Genomic DNA, 15,616 nt, shown 5'->3' with positions numbered 1-15,616 from the left:
CTGAATCAGTGCCCATTATGCCGGCCGGCGCCCGTCGCACAGATGACACGCCGCTGTTCCAGTCGTGGCCTCGCCGGTTGCGCGCCCCTGCGCTAAGGTGCATGCACTCTCCCCCGGATGATTCGACGACATGAGACTGGTTGCGGCCTGGTTGCGCATTCCGTTCTGGCAGCGCGTGGTGGCCGGCTTCGTCCTGGGCGCACTGGCTGGCTGGGCCATGGGGCCGGCGGCCGAGGTGTGGTTCGGTCCGCTGGGCGATCTGTACGTCACCCTGATCAAGATGATCGCCGTGCCGCTGGTGTTCTTCGCGGTGATCAATGCGATCTCCTCGTTGCATGGGCAGAAGTCGGTGGCTGCGCTGGGCGGGCGTACCTTCGTGTGGTTCGTGATCACCGCGGCCTTGGCCGTTGGGGTGGGGCTGGCGGTGGGCACGCTGCTGCAGCCGGGCGCCGGCCACTTCAATCTGAGCGTGGACTCCGGCTGGAAACCGCGCGATGTGCCCAGCCCGATCAAGGTGCTGCTGGACGTGGTGCCGTCCAATCCGTTCTATGCGCTGACCGGCATCGGCACCAAGACCAACGCCGCCGGTGAAACCGTGCTGGCGGCCGGGCGCGGCTCGATCCTGCCGGTGATCTTCTTTGCCGCCTTGCTCGGCTTTGCGATGGTCAAGCTCGGCGAGCGCGTGGCCGAGGCACGCAAGCTCACCGCGCAGATGAGCGAGATCATGATCCAGGTCACGCGCTTCGTGCTGGAGATGACCCCGCTCGGCACCTTCGGCCTGATCGCCGGCCTGGTCGGCAGCTACGGCTTCCAGAAACTGCTGCCGTTCGGCAGTTTCGTGCTGGCGCTGTATCTGGCCTGCGCCATCCACATCGTGGTGGTCTACAGCAGCCTGTTGCTGGTGCATGGGCTGAACCCGTGGAAGTTCTTCCGCGGCGCCGCACCCGGCATGCAGGTGGCGTTCGTCAGTTCGTCGAGCTTTGCCGCGATGCCGGTGGCGATGCGTTCGATCACGCATAACCTGGGCGTGAGCAAAGACTACGCGGCCTTTGCGGTGCCGCTGGGCGCCAGCATCAAGATGGATGGCTGCGGTGCGATCTTCCCGGCGCTGTGCGCGGTGTTCATCGCCCAGTACACCGGCGTACCGTTGACCGCCAACCAGTATTTCGTGGTGCTGATCGCCTCGGTGCTGGGCAGCTTCGGCACCGCCGGCGTGCCGGGCACGGCGGTGATCATGGCCACGGTGGTGCTGAGCGCGGCCAATTTGCCGCTGGAAGTGATTGGCTATCTGTATGCCATCGATCGCGTGCTCGACATGATGCGCACCATGACCAATGTGACCGGGCAGATGCTGGTGCCGGTGCTGGTGGCCAAGGAAACCGGCCTGCTGGACAAGACGGTGTACGACGCCGCGTCCACCAATGTCGGGCTGGAAGATCCACCGGCGGACAGCGCCAAGCCGCTTCGCTGAGCGCGGCCGATGACGGTTGGATTTGCTGTGTTACGCGAGCGCCTGGCGCAATTGTCCGAACTGGAGACCGTCGACGGGGTGTTCGTGCAGCGCAGCCTGGCCGCCGATCCGTTCGAGGACCGCTACCTGCAGGTGCGGCGGCAGGAAGGCCGGATGTATACCGATACCCAGGTCCGCAGCCTGCCGCATCCTGGCGGCGCGTTGGGCGCCAGCCTCGAATGGCAGGTGCGCGCGCTGTCCAGCGCGTTGCTGGTGCAACACCTGCACACGCGGGCGGGCGAGGGCGCCATTCTGGAACTGGGCTGCGGCAACGGCTGGCTGTCGCACCTGCTGGCACAGGCGCTGCAACGCGATGTCTGCGGCATCGACGTCAACCGCACCGAACTTGCCCAGGCCGCACGCGTATTCGGCCACGAGCAACGCCTCAGTTTCGTCGCCGCCGATATCCACACCCTGGCGCTGCCACGCGATGTGTTCGATGTCATCGTGGTGCCTGCCTGCATCCAGTATTTCCAGGATCCGGCCGCCTTGGTGTGTCACCTGCTGGCCCAACTGCGCGATGACGGCGAACTGCATATTCTCGACAGCCCTCTCTACGCGGACCGGCAACGCGCCGCCGACAGCGCCGCGCGCAGCCTGCGCTATTTCACCGGGCTGGGCGTGCCTGCGTTGGCCGAGCAATATCACCAGCACACCTACGCCATCTTCGACCCGTTCCAGGTGCGCTGGCTATTCGATCCGCGTCGGCCCGCCGCGCGACTTGGGCGAGTGCTCAGGCGGCGACAGCCGCACTTTCCCTGGCTGTGTCTTCGCAAGCAGGACAACCCGGGGCGGTAGCTCGCTGATCGCGGCGGCCACACCCTGACCGGGCCTCGCTCGGTGGTGTATGGCCCGGCACTGCAGAGATCCTCGCCTGTAATGGCAAAGGCGGAAGCGCACTGGCGCTCCGAATGCCTGCATGGAAGATGCTGCGCGAGCCGCAGTCCGCGGTGTCCGCCGTGAGCCGTTCCTCGACCACTGCGATTGCATTGCGCGTGACGCGTGGGCCGGACAGCGCGCGCATGGCACACTTCCCGCCCATCCCCCAGCGAGAGCGTGCAGTGATTGGCCAACAGCGTGATCTGACATTTCGTTTCCTGGCCGAGCCCAGCGACGTCAACTTCGGCGGCAAGGTGCATGGCGGGGTGGTGATGAAATGGATCGACCAGGTCGGTTTTGCCGCGGCCAGTGGCTGGAGCGGACATTACTGCGTGACCGTTGCGGTGGGCGGCATCCGCTTCGTGGCACCGGTGCGCATCGGCGATCTGGTCGCGGTGTCGGCCAAGCTGGTCTACACCGGCCGCAGCAGCATGCATCTCGCCATCGATGTGCGTGCGCGCAGCCCGATGGGCGGCGACTCGCGCCTGTGTACCCACTGCATCATCGTGTTCGTGGCGATGGATCCGGACGGCGTCACACCGGTGGAAGTGCCTTCCTGGCGGCCGGATACGCCCGAAGACCAGCGCCTGGCCGAGTATGCGCTCAAGGTGATGGAGCTGAGCAAGGGTATCGAGGACACCATGGCCCATTACAAGGCCGACACCTCGCGGTGATCGACAGGTTGCGCGGCCAGGAATCCTCCGGCCGTCGGCGGGCCAGTGGGGATACATCGCGTGGTGCTCGGCTCGCCTTGCCGGGCTGGCAGCTGGGGCGCCAGCAGATGTCGGAGGGGGCGCCAAATGTCAGTCACATGACCAGTGGCCCGCCTGCATTGCGCAACGCATAAAAAGGCCGCGGGAATGCCGCGGCCTTTTGTCATCGACGCAGGGTACCCGGGGACGTTACAGCACCCGGCGCGCCTGGATGAACTTCTCGCTCCAGTAGCCACTGGCGAGCGAATCCACGCGCACGTCCTTGCCGCGGCTGGGGGCATGCAGGAACTTGCCGTCGCCGACCACCAGGCCGACATGATCGATGCGGCCGCGCCTGCCGAAGAACACCAGATCGCCAGCCTTCAGTGCGTTCGGGTCCTTGATCAGTTCGGCCGATTCGTCGCGGGCGATGTCGCGCGAAACACGCGGCAGGTCGATGCCGAGCGCGGTCTTGAACACGTAACCCACCAGGCCGCTGCAGTCGAAGCCTTCGGTGGATTCGCCGCCCCAGACGTACGGGGTGCCCAGCAGCGCCATGGCGCGCTGCAGGATCACCTGCACGCGGCTGTCGGCCACGGCGTTCTGCGCAGCATTGGCCGCGCTCTGCGACACGTCGTAGTTGGCAAGCAGGCGGCTGAGGTCGCCGGCGAACATCGCCGAGCGGTCCATCAGCGGAATGGCGTCATTGGCAGCCAGGTGCGGAAGCAGGGCGGCCAGGGTAGCGGTGGCAGCGGCGTCGGCGCGGCTGCGGGTAGCGGCTTTCTCGGCGGCGACGGCGCTGTCTGGCGTGGTCGTCTGCGGAGCGGATGGGGCGCCAGCGGCGGTTTGCGCCAGCGCGGGCAGTGCGGCAATCCAGAGGGCGGTAGCGCAAAGCAGGCGGAGCGGTTTCCGGAGCGGAAGCGGGGCGGCGCCAGGCTTGATCTGTTCGTCGTTCGTCACGCGGGAATCACAATTCTGCTGTCGATGCGGGATGATGCCCTGGTGAACGATTCGTTACGTTCAAAAAAAGTTAACTTTCCGTTTTATTACTTGTGATGAGCATCACATTTCAGTGCAAAACCCGCTTCGAACCTGAATAATGGTCACGCCAGTAGGCCCCGTCGAGGAAATCCAAGCGAACTGTGCCGCCGGTGGTCGGGGCATGCACGAAGCGGCCTTCCCCCACATAAATACCGACGTGGGTCACACTCCCACCCGAGCTGAAAAACACCAGGTCGCCTGTCGCCAGCTTTTCGGGTGAAATCCGTGGGCCCTGGATGGCGGCCAGCTCGCGCGAGGTACGCGGCAGCGACAGCGACAGGACGTCCTTATAGACATACGTGACCAGGCCGCTGCAGTCGAAACCGGTGTCCGGCGTGTTGCCGCCGTACCGGTAGGGCGTGCCAACCAGGCCAAGCGCACGCATCAGGATATTGTTGGCGGCAGCCGGGTCGGCTGGTGGCACCTGCGGCCACACCCGCGCCGCCGGAGGCGGGGCGGACGGGCGGCGCGCCGGGGGCTTGGTCGAACAGCCGCCCAGCAGGAGCAGGCCCAGCAGCAAACAGGCCGTCGCGCGATGCGCGCGGACGGCGAAAACTGGCGTGATATGCATGGAGCCGGGATAATGGGCGGTTCGGAAGGTCGCCATGATGGCGGCGCACCCGGCGGCCGACAAGCCGTCCTCCACCCTCTGCCACCGGGCAGCCTCATTCAGAGCTACGCATGAAGATCGAAAAAGACAGCGTCGTCCGCTTCCACTACACCGTTTCGGAGATCGGCCAGGAGCCGATCGAGAGCTCCAAGGAACGCGATCCGTTGGCGATCCTGATCGGCCACGGCAACATCATTCCCGGCCTGGAAGCGGCCATGATGGACAAGGAAGCCGGCGAAAGCTTCGGCGTCGACGTCAAGGCCACCGAGGCCTACGGCGAATACCGCGAAGGCCTGAGCCAGCGCGTGCCCAAGAAGCACTTCGGTGCCACCAAGCTGGTGCCGGGCACGCAGGTGGTGCTGCAGACCAACTTCGGCCCGCGCGCGGTCACCGTGCAGAAGGTCGGCATGAGCGTGGTCGATGTCGACCTCAATCACCCGATGGCCGGCAAGGACCTGCACTTCGACGTGGAGATCATCGACGTGCGTGAGGCCTCGCAGGAAGAGCGCGACCATGGACATGTCCACGGCGACGGCGGGCATCACCACTAACAGCGGCGATCAGGACGGCTGCGCCGCCGCCAGGAGGACGCGGCCGGTGCGCGGAATCGGCAGTGCCGTGTCCATGCCGGTTCCTGTGCGCCGCCCACACCCATTTGCAGACCGCTCGCCACGTTTTGTCAGCAACCTCAGACACCACGAACAGTTCGCTTGCGCAGCCACTCATGGGGCGGCGGCGGATCTGGTGTTGCCTGCACCACGGCTGCACGCAGGCGTTCCGACGTGGCCGGTGCCTGCCATCCGTTGCGTCATGCCTGGTCGAGCGTCGCCGGTCGCAGCCATGGTTCCGACGGCCCGCCGACTGGCGGGCCGTTTGCATTGCGCGCGGCGCCACCTGTGTCCGAATGTCTGAGCTGCGATGACGTCACGCGACCTGCTGTTCCCCATTGCCTTGCACGAGCGCATCGCCGTGCTGGATGTGCTGCGCGGCTTTGCGCTGCTCGGCATCCTGCTGATGAACATCGAAGCCTTCGTCGGTCCGCTGGATCTGGCCATCGGTGGCGTGGAGCCGCACTGGCATGGCGCCGACCGCATGGCCGACGCGCTGGTCTACATCTTCGTGCAGGGCAAGTTCTACACCTTGTTCTCGCTATTGTTCGGCATGGGCTTTGCGCTGATGGCGCAGCGTGCCGAACAGGCCGGGCGTGGCTTCTACGCGATGTATCTGCGCCGCACCGTCGGCTTGCTGGTGATTGGCCTTGTGCATGCGCTGCTGCTGTGGTCCGGCGACATCCTGGTGACCTATGCGTTGCTGGCGGTCGTGCTGTTGGGCACGCGCAGCGCGCCGGCAGTGGCACTGCCGTGGCTGGCCGCGCTGGTCTACGCCTGCGCGCCCGCGCTGGCATTGGTGTCCGGTCTGGTCAGTGCGATGTTGCACGCCGACCCGGCATCGGCGGTGGAATGGAAGGCCGCCATGGCGGAGGTGGCGCAGCAGAGCGCGGCCAATGTGCAGGCGCAACGCGCCGCCTTCGGTAGCGGCAGTTATCTGCAGGCCACCGCGCAGCGCTGGCACGACCTGCGCCAGGCGCTGAGCGGGCTCAGCATCAACGGCCCGGCCATGCTCGGCATGTTTCTGCTGGGCGGCTGGTTCGTGCGCAGTGGTGCGATCGCCGCGCCCGCGCGTTTTCCACGTCTGTTCCGCGCGTTGCGCTACGGCGCCTTGCCGCTCGGGTTGGGCGTGATGCTGCTGAGCTACATGCTGGCGCCGTGGATGGACCCGACGGATCTGGGCATGCGTGTCTGCGCAGCGTTCGCGCTGGCGCTGGTGGCCGGGCCGTTGATGAGTCTTGGCTACGCCGCGTGGGTCATCCGGTTTGCATCGCACCTGGCCTGGCTTGCGCCTGCCGGGCGTATGGCCCTGAGCAACTATCTGCTGCAGTCGCTGCTGTGCACCTGGATCTTCTACGGCTACGGGCTGGGCTATTTCGAACGGCTGCCGCGCGTGTGGCAGCTGCCGTTCGCGCTAGGGCTGTTCGCCCTGCAGGTAGTGGCGAGCCAGGCGTGGTTGCGTTGGTTCCGTTTCGGTCCGGTGGAATGGGTGTGGCGCAGCGCAACCTATCTGCGGGTGCCGCCGATGCGGCGCGGCAACGCGCGCGGCCGCTAGCGCCCAGTGGCTGGCGGGCGCGAGGATGTTGTGGTGATCGGCGCCGGCGCGATCGGGCTGGCCACGGCGCTGGCGTTGCTGGAGGCGGGCCGGCAGGTGCGTGTCGTCGATGCCGGAGCGCTGGGCGCTGCCACCTCGCATGGCAACTGCGGCACCATCACGCCCAGCCATGCGCCGCCGTTGGCGGCACCGGGCATGATCGCGCAGGCGCTGAAGTGGATGCTGACACCGGATGCGCCGCTGTACATCCCGCCGCGTCTGGACCCGGCGCTGTGGCACTGGCTGCTGCGGTTTGCGCGGCGCTGCAATGCACGCGACTGGCAGTCCAGTGCGCAGGCGCGTGCGGCCCTGCTGCACGATGCGCGCCAGCGCCTGGACGAGTGGGTGGCGCGCTATGCATTGGAGTGCGAGTTCCGCACCGACGGGCTGGATTATGTCTTCGGCGATGCGCGCGGCTTTGCGAAGTACCGCGATCAATGCGCGCTGCTGGCGCAGTGGGGAATCCAGGCGCAGGTGATCGAAGGCGCAGAGTACACGCGGCAGGATCCGGCGTTCCGCGAGGGGATTGCCGGTGCCATCCATTTTCCGGGCGACGCGCATCTGCGCCCGGAGCGCTATACCGCCGAACTGGCCAGGGTATTGCGCGCGCAAGGTGCGCAACTCGATGCGCACTGTCGCGTGGAGGCGGTGATCGCCGAGCCCTCGGCGGTCTGCGTGCGCACCGCACATGGCACGCTGCACGCACGCGAGGTGGTGATCGCCACCGGGCCATGGTCGCCGTTGCTGGCGGCACAGCTCGGCCTGCGTCTGCCGGTGCAGGCCGGCAAGGGCTATTCCATCACCTACAGCGCGCCAGCCCTGATGCCGCGTCGCCCGGTGGTGCTGAAGGATCGCTGGGTGTTCGTGGTGCCCTGGCGCGACCGCTTGCGGATCGGCAGCACGATGGAATTTTCCGGTCACGACACGCAGCTCAATCCCACCCGCCTGGCAGCGCTGGAGCGCGCGGCGGCCGAGTATCTGCATGCACCCCGCGGGCCGGCGCTGATCGAGCGTTGGTATGGATGGCGGCCGATGACCTGGGACGATGTGCCGGTGCTGGGCGCAATACCGGGCCGTCCTCACGTCTGGCTCGCAGCCGGACATGGCATGCTCGGAATCAGCATGAGCACTGCAAGTGGACAATTGATGGCCGACCTGATCACGGGCCGCGCACCTGCGCTGGACCCGCATCCCTACCGGGCGGAGCGCTACGCATGAGTGCACGTTACGACTACGACGTGCTGGTTCTGGGCGGCGGCTCCGGCGGCCTGGCCGCAGGATTTCGCGCTGCCAAGCATGGCGCACGTGTGGCGATCATGGAGCCGGGGGAATTGGGCGGCACCTGCGTCAATCTCGGATGCGTGCCGAAAAAGGCCATGTGGCTGGCCGCAGACCTGGCCGGCAAGATCGAACTGGCCAGCGCACTCGGCTTCGACGTGCCGCGGCCGACACTGGCGTGGAAAGAACTGGTCACGCATCGGCAGGGCTATATCGCCAACATCCACGCCAGTTATCGGCGCCGCCTCAACGACGACGGCGTGGTGCTGATCCCGCAACGCGGCGTCCTGCAGGACCGCCATACGGTGATGGGCGGCGATGGCATCGCAGTGACTGCCGAGCACATCGTGATCGCAACCGGCGCGCATCCCATGCGCCCGGACGTGGACGGCGCCGAACACGGCGAAGTGTCCGACGACTTCTTCAATCTCTGCCATGCACCGGCGCAGGTGGCGATCATCGGCGGTGGTTACATCGCGGTGGAAATCGCCGGCCTGCTGCAGGCCCTGGGCAGTCGTGTGCATCTCTACGTGCAGGGTGAGCGCTTGCTGGAGCGCTTCGATGCCGAACTCACCCTGCAACTGGCCGACAATCTGCGCCACCTGGGCGTACGCCTGCACTTCGGGTTCACCACCACCGGCCTGGAACGCGATGCGCAGGGCGGCTTGCGCGTGCATGGCCATCCCGTGCACCCCGGCGAGCAGGGCAACGACGTGTTCGACAAGGTGTTCTTCGCCGTAGGCCGGCGCGGCAATACCGCCGGCCTGGGACTGGAGACCGTTGGCGTGAGGGTGGGCGACAAGAGTGAGGTCTTGGTGGACGACGCGCAGACCACCAACGTGCCGAATATCCACGCGATCGGCGATGTGGCGGGCAAGGTCGGCCTGACGCCGGTGGCGATCGCGGCGGGGCGCAAGTTGATGGATCGGCTGTTCGGCAACCAGCCCGATGCGCGCATGGATTACGAGAATGTGCCAAGCGTGGTGTTTTCGCATCCGCCGCTCGGCCATGTTGGCTTGACCGAAGAGCAGGCGCGCGCGCGTTACCCCGGTGCGGTACGCGTGTACCGCAGCAACTTCCGTCCAATGCTGCATGCACTGGCCGACGCGCCGCAGCGCAGCCTGTTCAAGCTGGTCTGTGTGGGCGAGGAAGAGCGCGTGGTCGGTGTGCACCTGCTGGGCGAGAGCGCCGACGAGATGCTGCAAGGTTTTGCGGTGGCGGTGAAGATGGGCGCGACCAAGCGCGACTTCGAGGAGACGGTGGCCATCCATCCCACCTCGTCCGAAGAGATCGTGTTGATGCAGTGAGTGAGTGTAGACGGTAGCCGGAGTCAAGCCCCTCCCGCTGCGGGGGAGGGGTTGGGGTGGGGGTCGGTATCCAAGCGATGGGTCGGTCAACCTTGAGCTGATGTTGCCCCCCGGACGCCCTCATCGGCCGCTGCATCCAGGTGATTGTGGCTTGCGTGGCTGCGCCCGTACCCTCACCCCAACCCCTCTCCCGTGGGGGAGAGGGGCTTGTAGTTTTTCCGTTGCGAGGCTTGTCACTTCCCTTCGCTTGGAAGGATTCGATACGCACACCCATGCCCGTCAGCTGGCATGCTTGCGCGATGTCGAAGTCTCGCCGTTCCATGCCGCCCCCATCTGCCAGCCCTGCCAGGCGAGTCGCTTCCAAGGGAGAGGCACTGTCCGGCGAGCAGGCGCGGCTGCGAATTCTCGAGGTGATCCACGCGATTCCGGCGGGCGCGGTCGCCGGTTACGGGGACGTTGCTCAGCGCGCCGGCCTGCCGGGCCGTGCGCGGCTGGTGGCACGCGTGCTCAGCGGCAACGACGACCCGCAGTTGCCCTGGCACCGGGTGCTGCGTAGTGATGGCCGGATCGCCTTTGCGCCTGACTCGCCCGGCTACGATGAGCAATGCCAGCGCCTGCGTGCCGAAGGCGTGCCAGTGGTGCAGGGGCGTGTGCGGCGTGCCACGGCCGCGCAGCGGTTGGATGCGGCCGTGTGGGGACCTTCATAAGCCTGCCGGTATCATGGGTAGCATTCCGAAGGATGCCGCCATGCCTCAACTGCCGCCCGTCACCAAAGCATTATTGATCGCCAACATCGGCTTGTTCCTGCTGCAATGGGCGGTGGGCGACCTGGGCGCCGGCGTGCTGCCATCCGATAGCGTCCTGTCATGGCTGATGCTGTGGCCGCTGTCCAACGGCTTCGATGCGTTCTCCCCGGGCGCCAGTTTCATGCCATGGCAGTTGCTGACCTACGCCTTTCTGCATGGCGGCTTCAATCATCTGTTCTTCAACATGCTGGCGCTTTTCATGTTCGGTGCGCCGCTGGAGCAGACCTGGGGGCAGAAGCGCTTTCTGACCTATTACCTGGTGAGCGTGGCCGGCGCCGGTGTGTGCCAACTGCTGATGGCGTGGTTTACACAGAGCGGTGCGCCGGTGGTCGGAGCATCCGGTGGCGTGTTCGGTCTGCTGCTGGCCTACGGCATGCTGTTCCCCAATCAACGCGTGATGCTGCTGTTCCCACCGATCCCGATGAAGGCGCGCACCTTCGTCATCGTGTTCGGTGCGATCGAATTGTTCCTGGGCGCAACCGGCTGGCAGCCGGGCGTGGCGCATTTCGCGCACCTGGGCGGCATGTTGTTCGGCTGGTTGATGATCCGCTATTGGCGTGGCCAGCCGCCGTTCGGTGGTGGCAAGGGCGGCCACAAGGGGCGCAAGCCGCCGCTGCGCGTGGTGCGCTGAGGTCAAGCGGCACGGTGGCGGAGATGCTTCATCGGCAGGAGCGGCCCAGGCCGCGATGGGCGTTATCGGTGCTGCTGTCGCGGCCGGGGCCGCTCCTACAGGATCGGGCAGACAGTGGACAAAAAAAGAGCGCGGGTTCCGCGCTCTTTTTCATTACTACCAGCGCGATGATCAGCGCCAGATCTTGATCTGGTCCGCGTCCACGCGCTGCATTGGCTGGCCGGCCTTGCAGCTGAACGCTGCACCGAATTCCGGCAGGTTGGACAGCGGGCCGTTGGTGCGCCACTGGCCGGGTGCGCGGATGTCGGCGCTGGCGCGCTGCACCGCCTCGTTCGGCGACAGCTGCTGGGCCCACAGGCCGGCCCAGGCAGTGAAGAAGGCCTGCTTGTCGGCCTCGGTGGTGGCGGGTTGCGCCTTGCTGAAGGCCTGCCAGGCCAGTTCGACGCCGGCCAGGTCGGCCAGGTTCTCTTCGGCCGTCTGGGTGCCATTGACCTTGGCAGTGGGCACGCCCGGGTACGGATAGGCGGCGAACTGGTTGGCCACCTTGCCGGTCAGCTGGGTCCACAGCGCCTTCTCGGCCGGGGTCCACCAGTTGCGCAGTTCGCCCTTGGCATCGACCAGTGCGCCCTTGGCATCGATGGCACGGGTGAGTTCGTGCGCCACCAGTGCGCCGTAGGCACCGTACTGCGCGGCCGGCGTACTGCCGGCGCCCAGCACTGGTGCCTGCAGGACCGCAGCGGTGACGATCAGGCGGTTCTGCGCGATGTCGTAGGCCACGGCGGGCTGCTGCGGCAGCACGTCCCAGCGCCGGTCGGCGTTGCCCTTGCCGATGCGCTTCATTTCCTCGCGGTGACGCCAGGTCGAGGCGATCAGCATGTTGCCGCCGAAGCTGCCGCGGCCCATCGGCTGCACGGTGTAGTCCAGGTCGCGGCGCGGCGCGCCGACTTCGATCTTGGTCGCGGCCAGCTTGGCCTTGGCTTCGGCAACCGCCTGGCCATTGCCCCAGCCGGTGCGGTCCAGCGCGGCCAGCTGCGCATCGCGCACCTGGTCGGCGATGGCTTCGGCCTGGCGGCGGGTATCGCTGCTCAGGTAACGCGCCACGTATTCGCGGCCGAGCATCGGGCCGGCGGCCACGTTGATCGCGTCCAGCACCTGCTGCCAGCGCTGCGGCGGCACGGCGTCGCCACGCAGCAGACGGCCGCGGAACTGGTATTCGGCGTCGTGGAAGCTCTTGGACAGGTACGGCGCCATGGCATCGCCCACGCGCCAGCGCAGGTAGGCCTTCCACTGTTCCGGCTTGATGCTGACGATCATGCTGTCGAGCTGCTTGAACATGGCCGGGTCGGCCATGGATACCAGGTCGTCCTTGACGCCTTGCGCTTCCAGGAAATCGGCCAGGCGCAGGTTCTTGTACTGCTTGGTCAGTTCCTTGGTGGCGATCGGGGCGTAGTTGTTGAACGGGTTGTTGATCCCCTGTACCGACTGCGCGCTACGTGCCAGTGCGGTTTCGATCTGCAGCACCGAAGCGGCATCGGCGTCGAGCTTGTCGGCGGCGGTGCCGGTGAGCGCCAGGATCTGCTTGACGTAGGCGCGGTAGCGGCCCATCAGCGCCTGGGTGTCGGCGTCGGTGCGGGTGTAGAAGGCCGGGTCGGGCAGGCCCATGCCGCCCTGCATGAAGTAGCCGATATGGCGGTCCAGCGCCTTCAGGTCCACGTCCGGGCCGAAGTTGAAGCCGACCGGGATACCGACCTGGTGCAGCGCGGCGATCGAGGCGGGCACATCCTTGGCCTTCTTGATCGCGTCGATGCGCGAGAGCAGAGGCGCGATCGGGTTGGAGCCGTCCTTTTCGACGGCAGCTTCGTCCAGGCCGCTGGCCCAGAAATCGCCGAGCAACTTCTGCACATTGCCCTGCGGAGCCTTCATCGATGCATCCAGCAACTCGCGCTGCTGCTGCAGGGCGCGCTCGGACAATTGACCCAGCGCGGTGACGGCGCCGGCCTGCGGCACGGGGTTGGACTTGAGCCAGCTGGCGTTGGCGTAGTCGTAGAAATTGGTGCAGGCCGCCGAGACAGCCGGAGCCTTGGGCGCTGCGGCCTTCTTCTTGCGAGCGGCGTCGGCGTCGGGGGCGGACAGCAGCGAGATCAGGCTGAAGCCAAGAGCGAGGGCAAGCGGACGAATGGTGGGCATCGAGACGAAGGGTGGCCAGAGTAAAGTCGGCGGAGTTTAGCAAGGCCGGGGGCCGTGCAGGCAGGCGCCTGCTGCCCTTCGTCCTCGCCAACGGCCGTTTGCATGAACGTGACAGGCCCGCGCGTGCGGGCCTGTCCGGTGTTGTCGCATTGGAAGCGCTTGCAGCCGCTTATCGAGCGCCATATTGCCTGCAAAAAAACGGGCGACGATCTTTCGATCGCCGCCCGCATCATTTACAGCCAATGCGCAATTACCAGATCACCACCTGCTTGTCGCCCTGACGCACCATCGCATCGCCCGGCTTGCACGAGAACGCGGCGGCAAAGGCCGGCATGTTCGACGGCGCACCGATGGCGCGGAAGTTGGCCGGCGCATGCGGGTCGGTCTTCAGGCGCACAACGAGTTCTTCCGGGGTGAAGTTGCGGCGCCACACCGTGGCCCAGTTGAGGAAGAAGCGCTGGTCGCGGGTGATGCCGTCGGTCTTGGGATCGTCCTTGCCGGCGGTGGCGGCCTTCATCGCGTCATAGGCGGTGTTGAGGCCGCCCAGGTCGGCGATGTTCTCGCCCAGGGTCAGGTCGCCCTTGACCTTGTCGCCTGCCGGCGTGCGGTAGCTGTCGAACTGCGCCACCAGCTTGCCGGTGCGGGCCTTGAATGCGTCCAGGTCCTTCTGCGTCCACCAGCCCGGATCGGCGATGAAGTTGCCATCGGCACCGAAGCGGCTGCCCTGGTCGTCGTAGCCGTGGGTCATCTCATGGCCGATCACCGCGCCGATCCCGCCGTAGTTCATTTCCTCCGGCGCGTTCGGGTCGAAGAACGGCGGCTGCAGGATGGCGGCCGGGAACACGATCTCGTTCTGCAGCGGGCTGTAATAGGCGTTGACCGTCTGCGGGCTCATGCCCCATTCGGTCCTGTCCACCGGCTTGCCGATCTTGGACAGGTTCCACTTGTAGTTGAATTCCTGCACAGCCAGCGCGTTGCCCAGGTAGCTATCGCGGCCGGTGCTCAAGCCGTTCCAGTCGCGCCATTTTTCCGGGTAGCCGATCTTGGGCGTGAAGCTTTCCCACTTGGCGATCGCCTTGGCCTTGGTCTCCGGGCTCATCCAGTCCAGCTTTTCGATGCGGGCCTTGAGCGCGGTGCGCAGGTTGGTGACCAGGGTTTCCATCTTGGCCTTGGAATCGGCCGGGAAGGCGACCTTGACGTACATCTGGCCCAGCGTCTCGCCGGCCTGGCCATTGATGGTGGCCAGCACGCGCTTCCAGCGCGGCTTGATTTCCTTCTGGCCGCGCAGGGTCTTGTTGTAGAACGCGAAGTTCTCATCCACGAACGGCTGGCTCAGGAACGGCGAGGCGCCATCGACGGTGTGGAAGCGCAGGTACGCGCGCCAGATCGCCGGGTCGGTATCGGCGATCATCTTGCTCACTTCCTGGTGGAAGGCCGGGATGGCCAGCGAGAACATCTCCGGCGTGGCCACGCCCTGCGAGGTGAAGAACTCGGTCCACGACCAGTTCGGGGTCAGCTTGTCGGCCTCGGCCGGGGTGACCGGGTTGTAGGCCAGCTTGGCGTCGCGCGACATTTCGGTGCTGGTCTTGGAGACCTTGGCCAGGCGGGTCTCGAAGGCCACGACCTGCTTGGCCTGGGTGGCGGCATCGGCCGCGGCCACGCCGGACAGCTCCAGCACCTTGGCGATATGCGCCTGGTAGGCTTCCAGCTTGGCCTTGTTGCCGGCACTGGTGTAGTACTCCGGATCCGGCAGGCCCAGCCCGCCCTGCATGGCGTAGGCGATGTTCTGGCTGGACTTGTTGAAGTCCGCCTCGGCACCGAAGCTGAAGAGATCGTTGTTGCCCTTGGCGGCGCTGCTGCGCAGGTAGTCCACCAACTTGGCCTGGTCGCTGATCGCGTCGATGGCGGCCAGTTCCGGCTTCAGCGGCTCCATGCCCTGGGCATTGATCTTGGCTTCGTCCATGCCGGTGGACCACAGGTCGCCGACGATCTTTTCCACGCCGGTGGCGCCGGTATCGGCGGCGGCCTGTTCGGCCAGCTGCTGCTGGATCGCATTGGAGCGCTCGTCGAGCATTTCGAACGCGCCCCAGCTGGTGCGGTCGCCCGGCACCGGGTTGGCGGCCAGGAACTTGGCGTTGGCGTAGGCATTGAGGTCGGTGCAGGCATTGCCGTTGGCGTCCAGATCGGCCGCGGTGAACTGGTTCACCGCCGGCAGCTTGCTCTGGTCCAGGGTCAGCGTCTTGGGCGCGGCAGGCGTGGTGGCCGCAGCGTCTCCCGCAGGGGCGGTAGCTGCCGTGTCGTCGGACTTCTTGCAACCGCTCAGCGCGGCGGCCACGGCCAGGGTCAGCGTCAATAGATGAGGTGTTCGAATCACAAAGGCTCCAGGAGCAACAGTCGATTGGGGGCTCCGTCACCACAGAGCCGTGACGGCACTCTACCGTTCTGTACGATTCGGCGCATGGGTGTCGAAGGT

General features: G+C 66.4%; 13 protein-coding genes and 1 other RNA gene. 10 read left to right on the top strand and 4 right to left on the bottom strand.

The genetic code is table 11. The features are described from left to right. The first annotated feature begins 130 nt into the window (after positions 1-130). The 3 genes from HG421_RS11275 (at position 131) to HG421_RS11265 (ending at position 3,063) form a co-directional block, all read left to right on the top strand. Positions 131-1,471 carry a dicarboxylate/amino acid:cation symporter gene (locus tag HG421_RS11275; RefSeq protein WP_169706447.1) on the top strand — a complete coding sequence of 447 codons (1,341 nt, stop codon included), beginning with the start codon at positions 131-133 and terminating at the stop codon, positions 1,469-1,471. 9 nt (positions 1,472-1,480) lie between these two features. Continuing rightward, positions 1,481-2,308, top strand: coding sequence for a class I SAM-dependent methyltransferase (locus HG421_RS11270; protein ID WP_169706446.1), 828 nt, complete (start codon positions 1,481-1,483; stop codon positions 2,306-2,308). Between the two features lie 263 nt (positions 2,309-2,571). Continuing rightward, positions 2,572-3,063, top strand: a complete 492-nt coding sequence (locus HG421_RS11265; protein ID WP_169708166.1) for an acyl-CoA thioesterase — start codon at positions 2,572-2,574, stop codon at positions 3,061-3,063. A 228-nt stretch (positions 3,064-3,291) separates the two neighbouring features. Here HG421_RS11265 and HG421_RS11260 read toward each other — a convergent pair whose 3' ends face one another. Then, positions 3,292-4,041, bottom strand: a complete 750-nt coding sequence (locus HG421_RS11260; protein ID WP_169706445.1) for a C40 family peptidase — start codon at positions 4,039-4,041, stop codon at positions 3,292-3,294. A gap of 109 nt (positions 4,042-4,150) precedes the next feature. Further along, positions 4,151-4,693: a C40 family peptidase gene (locus HG421_RS11255; protein ID WP_169708165.1), complete on the bottom strand. Its 543-nt coding sequence runs from the start codon at positions 4,691-4,693 to the stop codon at positions 4,151-4,153. A 110-nt stretch (positions 4,694-4,803) separates the two neighbouring features. Between HG421_RS11255 and HG421_RS11250 the strand changes: the two genes are divergently transcribed. The 7 genes from HG421_RS11250 (at position 4,804) to HG421_RS11225 (ending at position 10,956) form a co-directional block, all read left to right on the top strand. Further along, positions 4,804-5,283: an FKBP-type peptidyl-prolyl cis-trans isomerase gene (locus HG421_RS11250; RefSeq protein WP_169706444.1), complete on the top strand. Its 480-nt coding sequence runs from the start codon at positions 4,804-4,806 to the stop codon at positions 5,281-5,283. Between the two features lie 55 nt (positions 5,284-5,338). Further along, positions 5,339-5,417, top strand: a non-coding RNA gene (locus HG421_RS21615) — sX9 sRNA. 233 nt (positions 5,418-5,650) lie between these two features. Next, positions 5,651-6,895, top strand: coding sequence for a DUF418 domain-containing protein (locus HG421_RS11245; RefSeq protein WP_169706443.1), 1,245 nt, complete (start codon positions 5,651-5,653; stop codon positions 6,893-6,895). Positions 6,896-6,901: 6 nt separating this feature from the next. Then, positions 6,902-8,152 carry an NAD(P)/FAD-dependent oxidoreductase gene (locus HG421_RS11240; RefSeq protein ID WP_169706442.1) on the top strand — a complete coding sequence of 417 codons (1,251 nt, stop codon included), beginning with the start codon at positions 6,902-6,904 and terminating at the stop codon, positions 8,150-8,152. Then, entirely contained in the window at positions 8,149-9,519 is a 1,371-nt protein-coding gene (gene gorA, locus HG421_RS11235; protein ID WP_169706441.1) for a glutathione-disulfide reductase, read from the top strand. The genes HG421_RS11240 and gorA overlap by 4 nt, the downstream gene beginning before the upstream one ends. Positions 9,520-9,818: 299 nt before the next feature. Continuing rightward, a complete protein-coding gene (locus HG421_RS11230; protein WP_169706440.1) occupies positions 9,819-10,226 on the top strand; it encodes an MGMT family protein in 408 nt (135 codons plus the stop codon). 40 nt (positions 10,227-10,266) lie between these two features. Continuing rightward, positions 10,267-10,956 carry a rhomboid family intramembrane serine protease gene (locus tag HG421_RS11225; protein ID WP_169706439.1) on the top strand — a complete coding sequence of 230 codons (690 nt, stop codon included), beginning with the start codon at positions 10,267-10,269 and terminating at the stop codon, positions 10,954-10,956. Between the two features lie 171 nt (positions 10,957-11,127). Here the strand turns inward: HG421_RS11225 and HG421_RS11220 are convergent, their stop codons facing one another. Together HG421_RS11220 and HG421_RS11215 are read right to left on the bottom strand one after the other, a co-directional pair. After that, positions 11,128-13,143 (bottom strand): M13 family metallopeptidase, encoded by a 2,016-nt coding sequence (locus tag HG421_RS11220; protein WP_169706438.1) that lies wholly within the window; start codon positions 13,141-13,143, stop codon positions 11,128-11,130. A 250-nt stretch (positions 13,144-13,393) separates the two neighbouring features. Beyond that, positions 13,394-15,496, bottom strand: a complete 2,103-nt coding sequence (locus HG421_RS11215; protein ID WP_169708164.1) for a M13 family metallopeptidase — start codon at positions 15,494-15,496, stop codon at positions 13,394-13,396. Positions 15,497-15,616: the final 120 nt, after the last annotated feature.

It is taken from the genome of Xanthomonas campestris pv. badrii (assembly GCF_012848175.1).
Lineage (GTDB): Bacteria > Pseudomonadota > Gammaproteobacteria > Xanthomonadales > Xanthomonadaceae > Xanthomonas > Xanthomonas campestris_C.
This window is presented reverse-complemented; position numbering and strand designations above follow the sequence as displayed.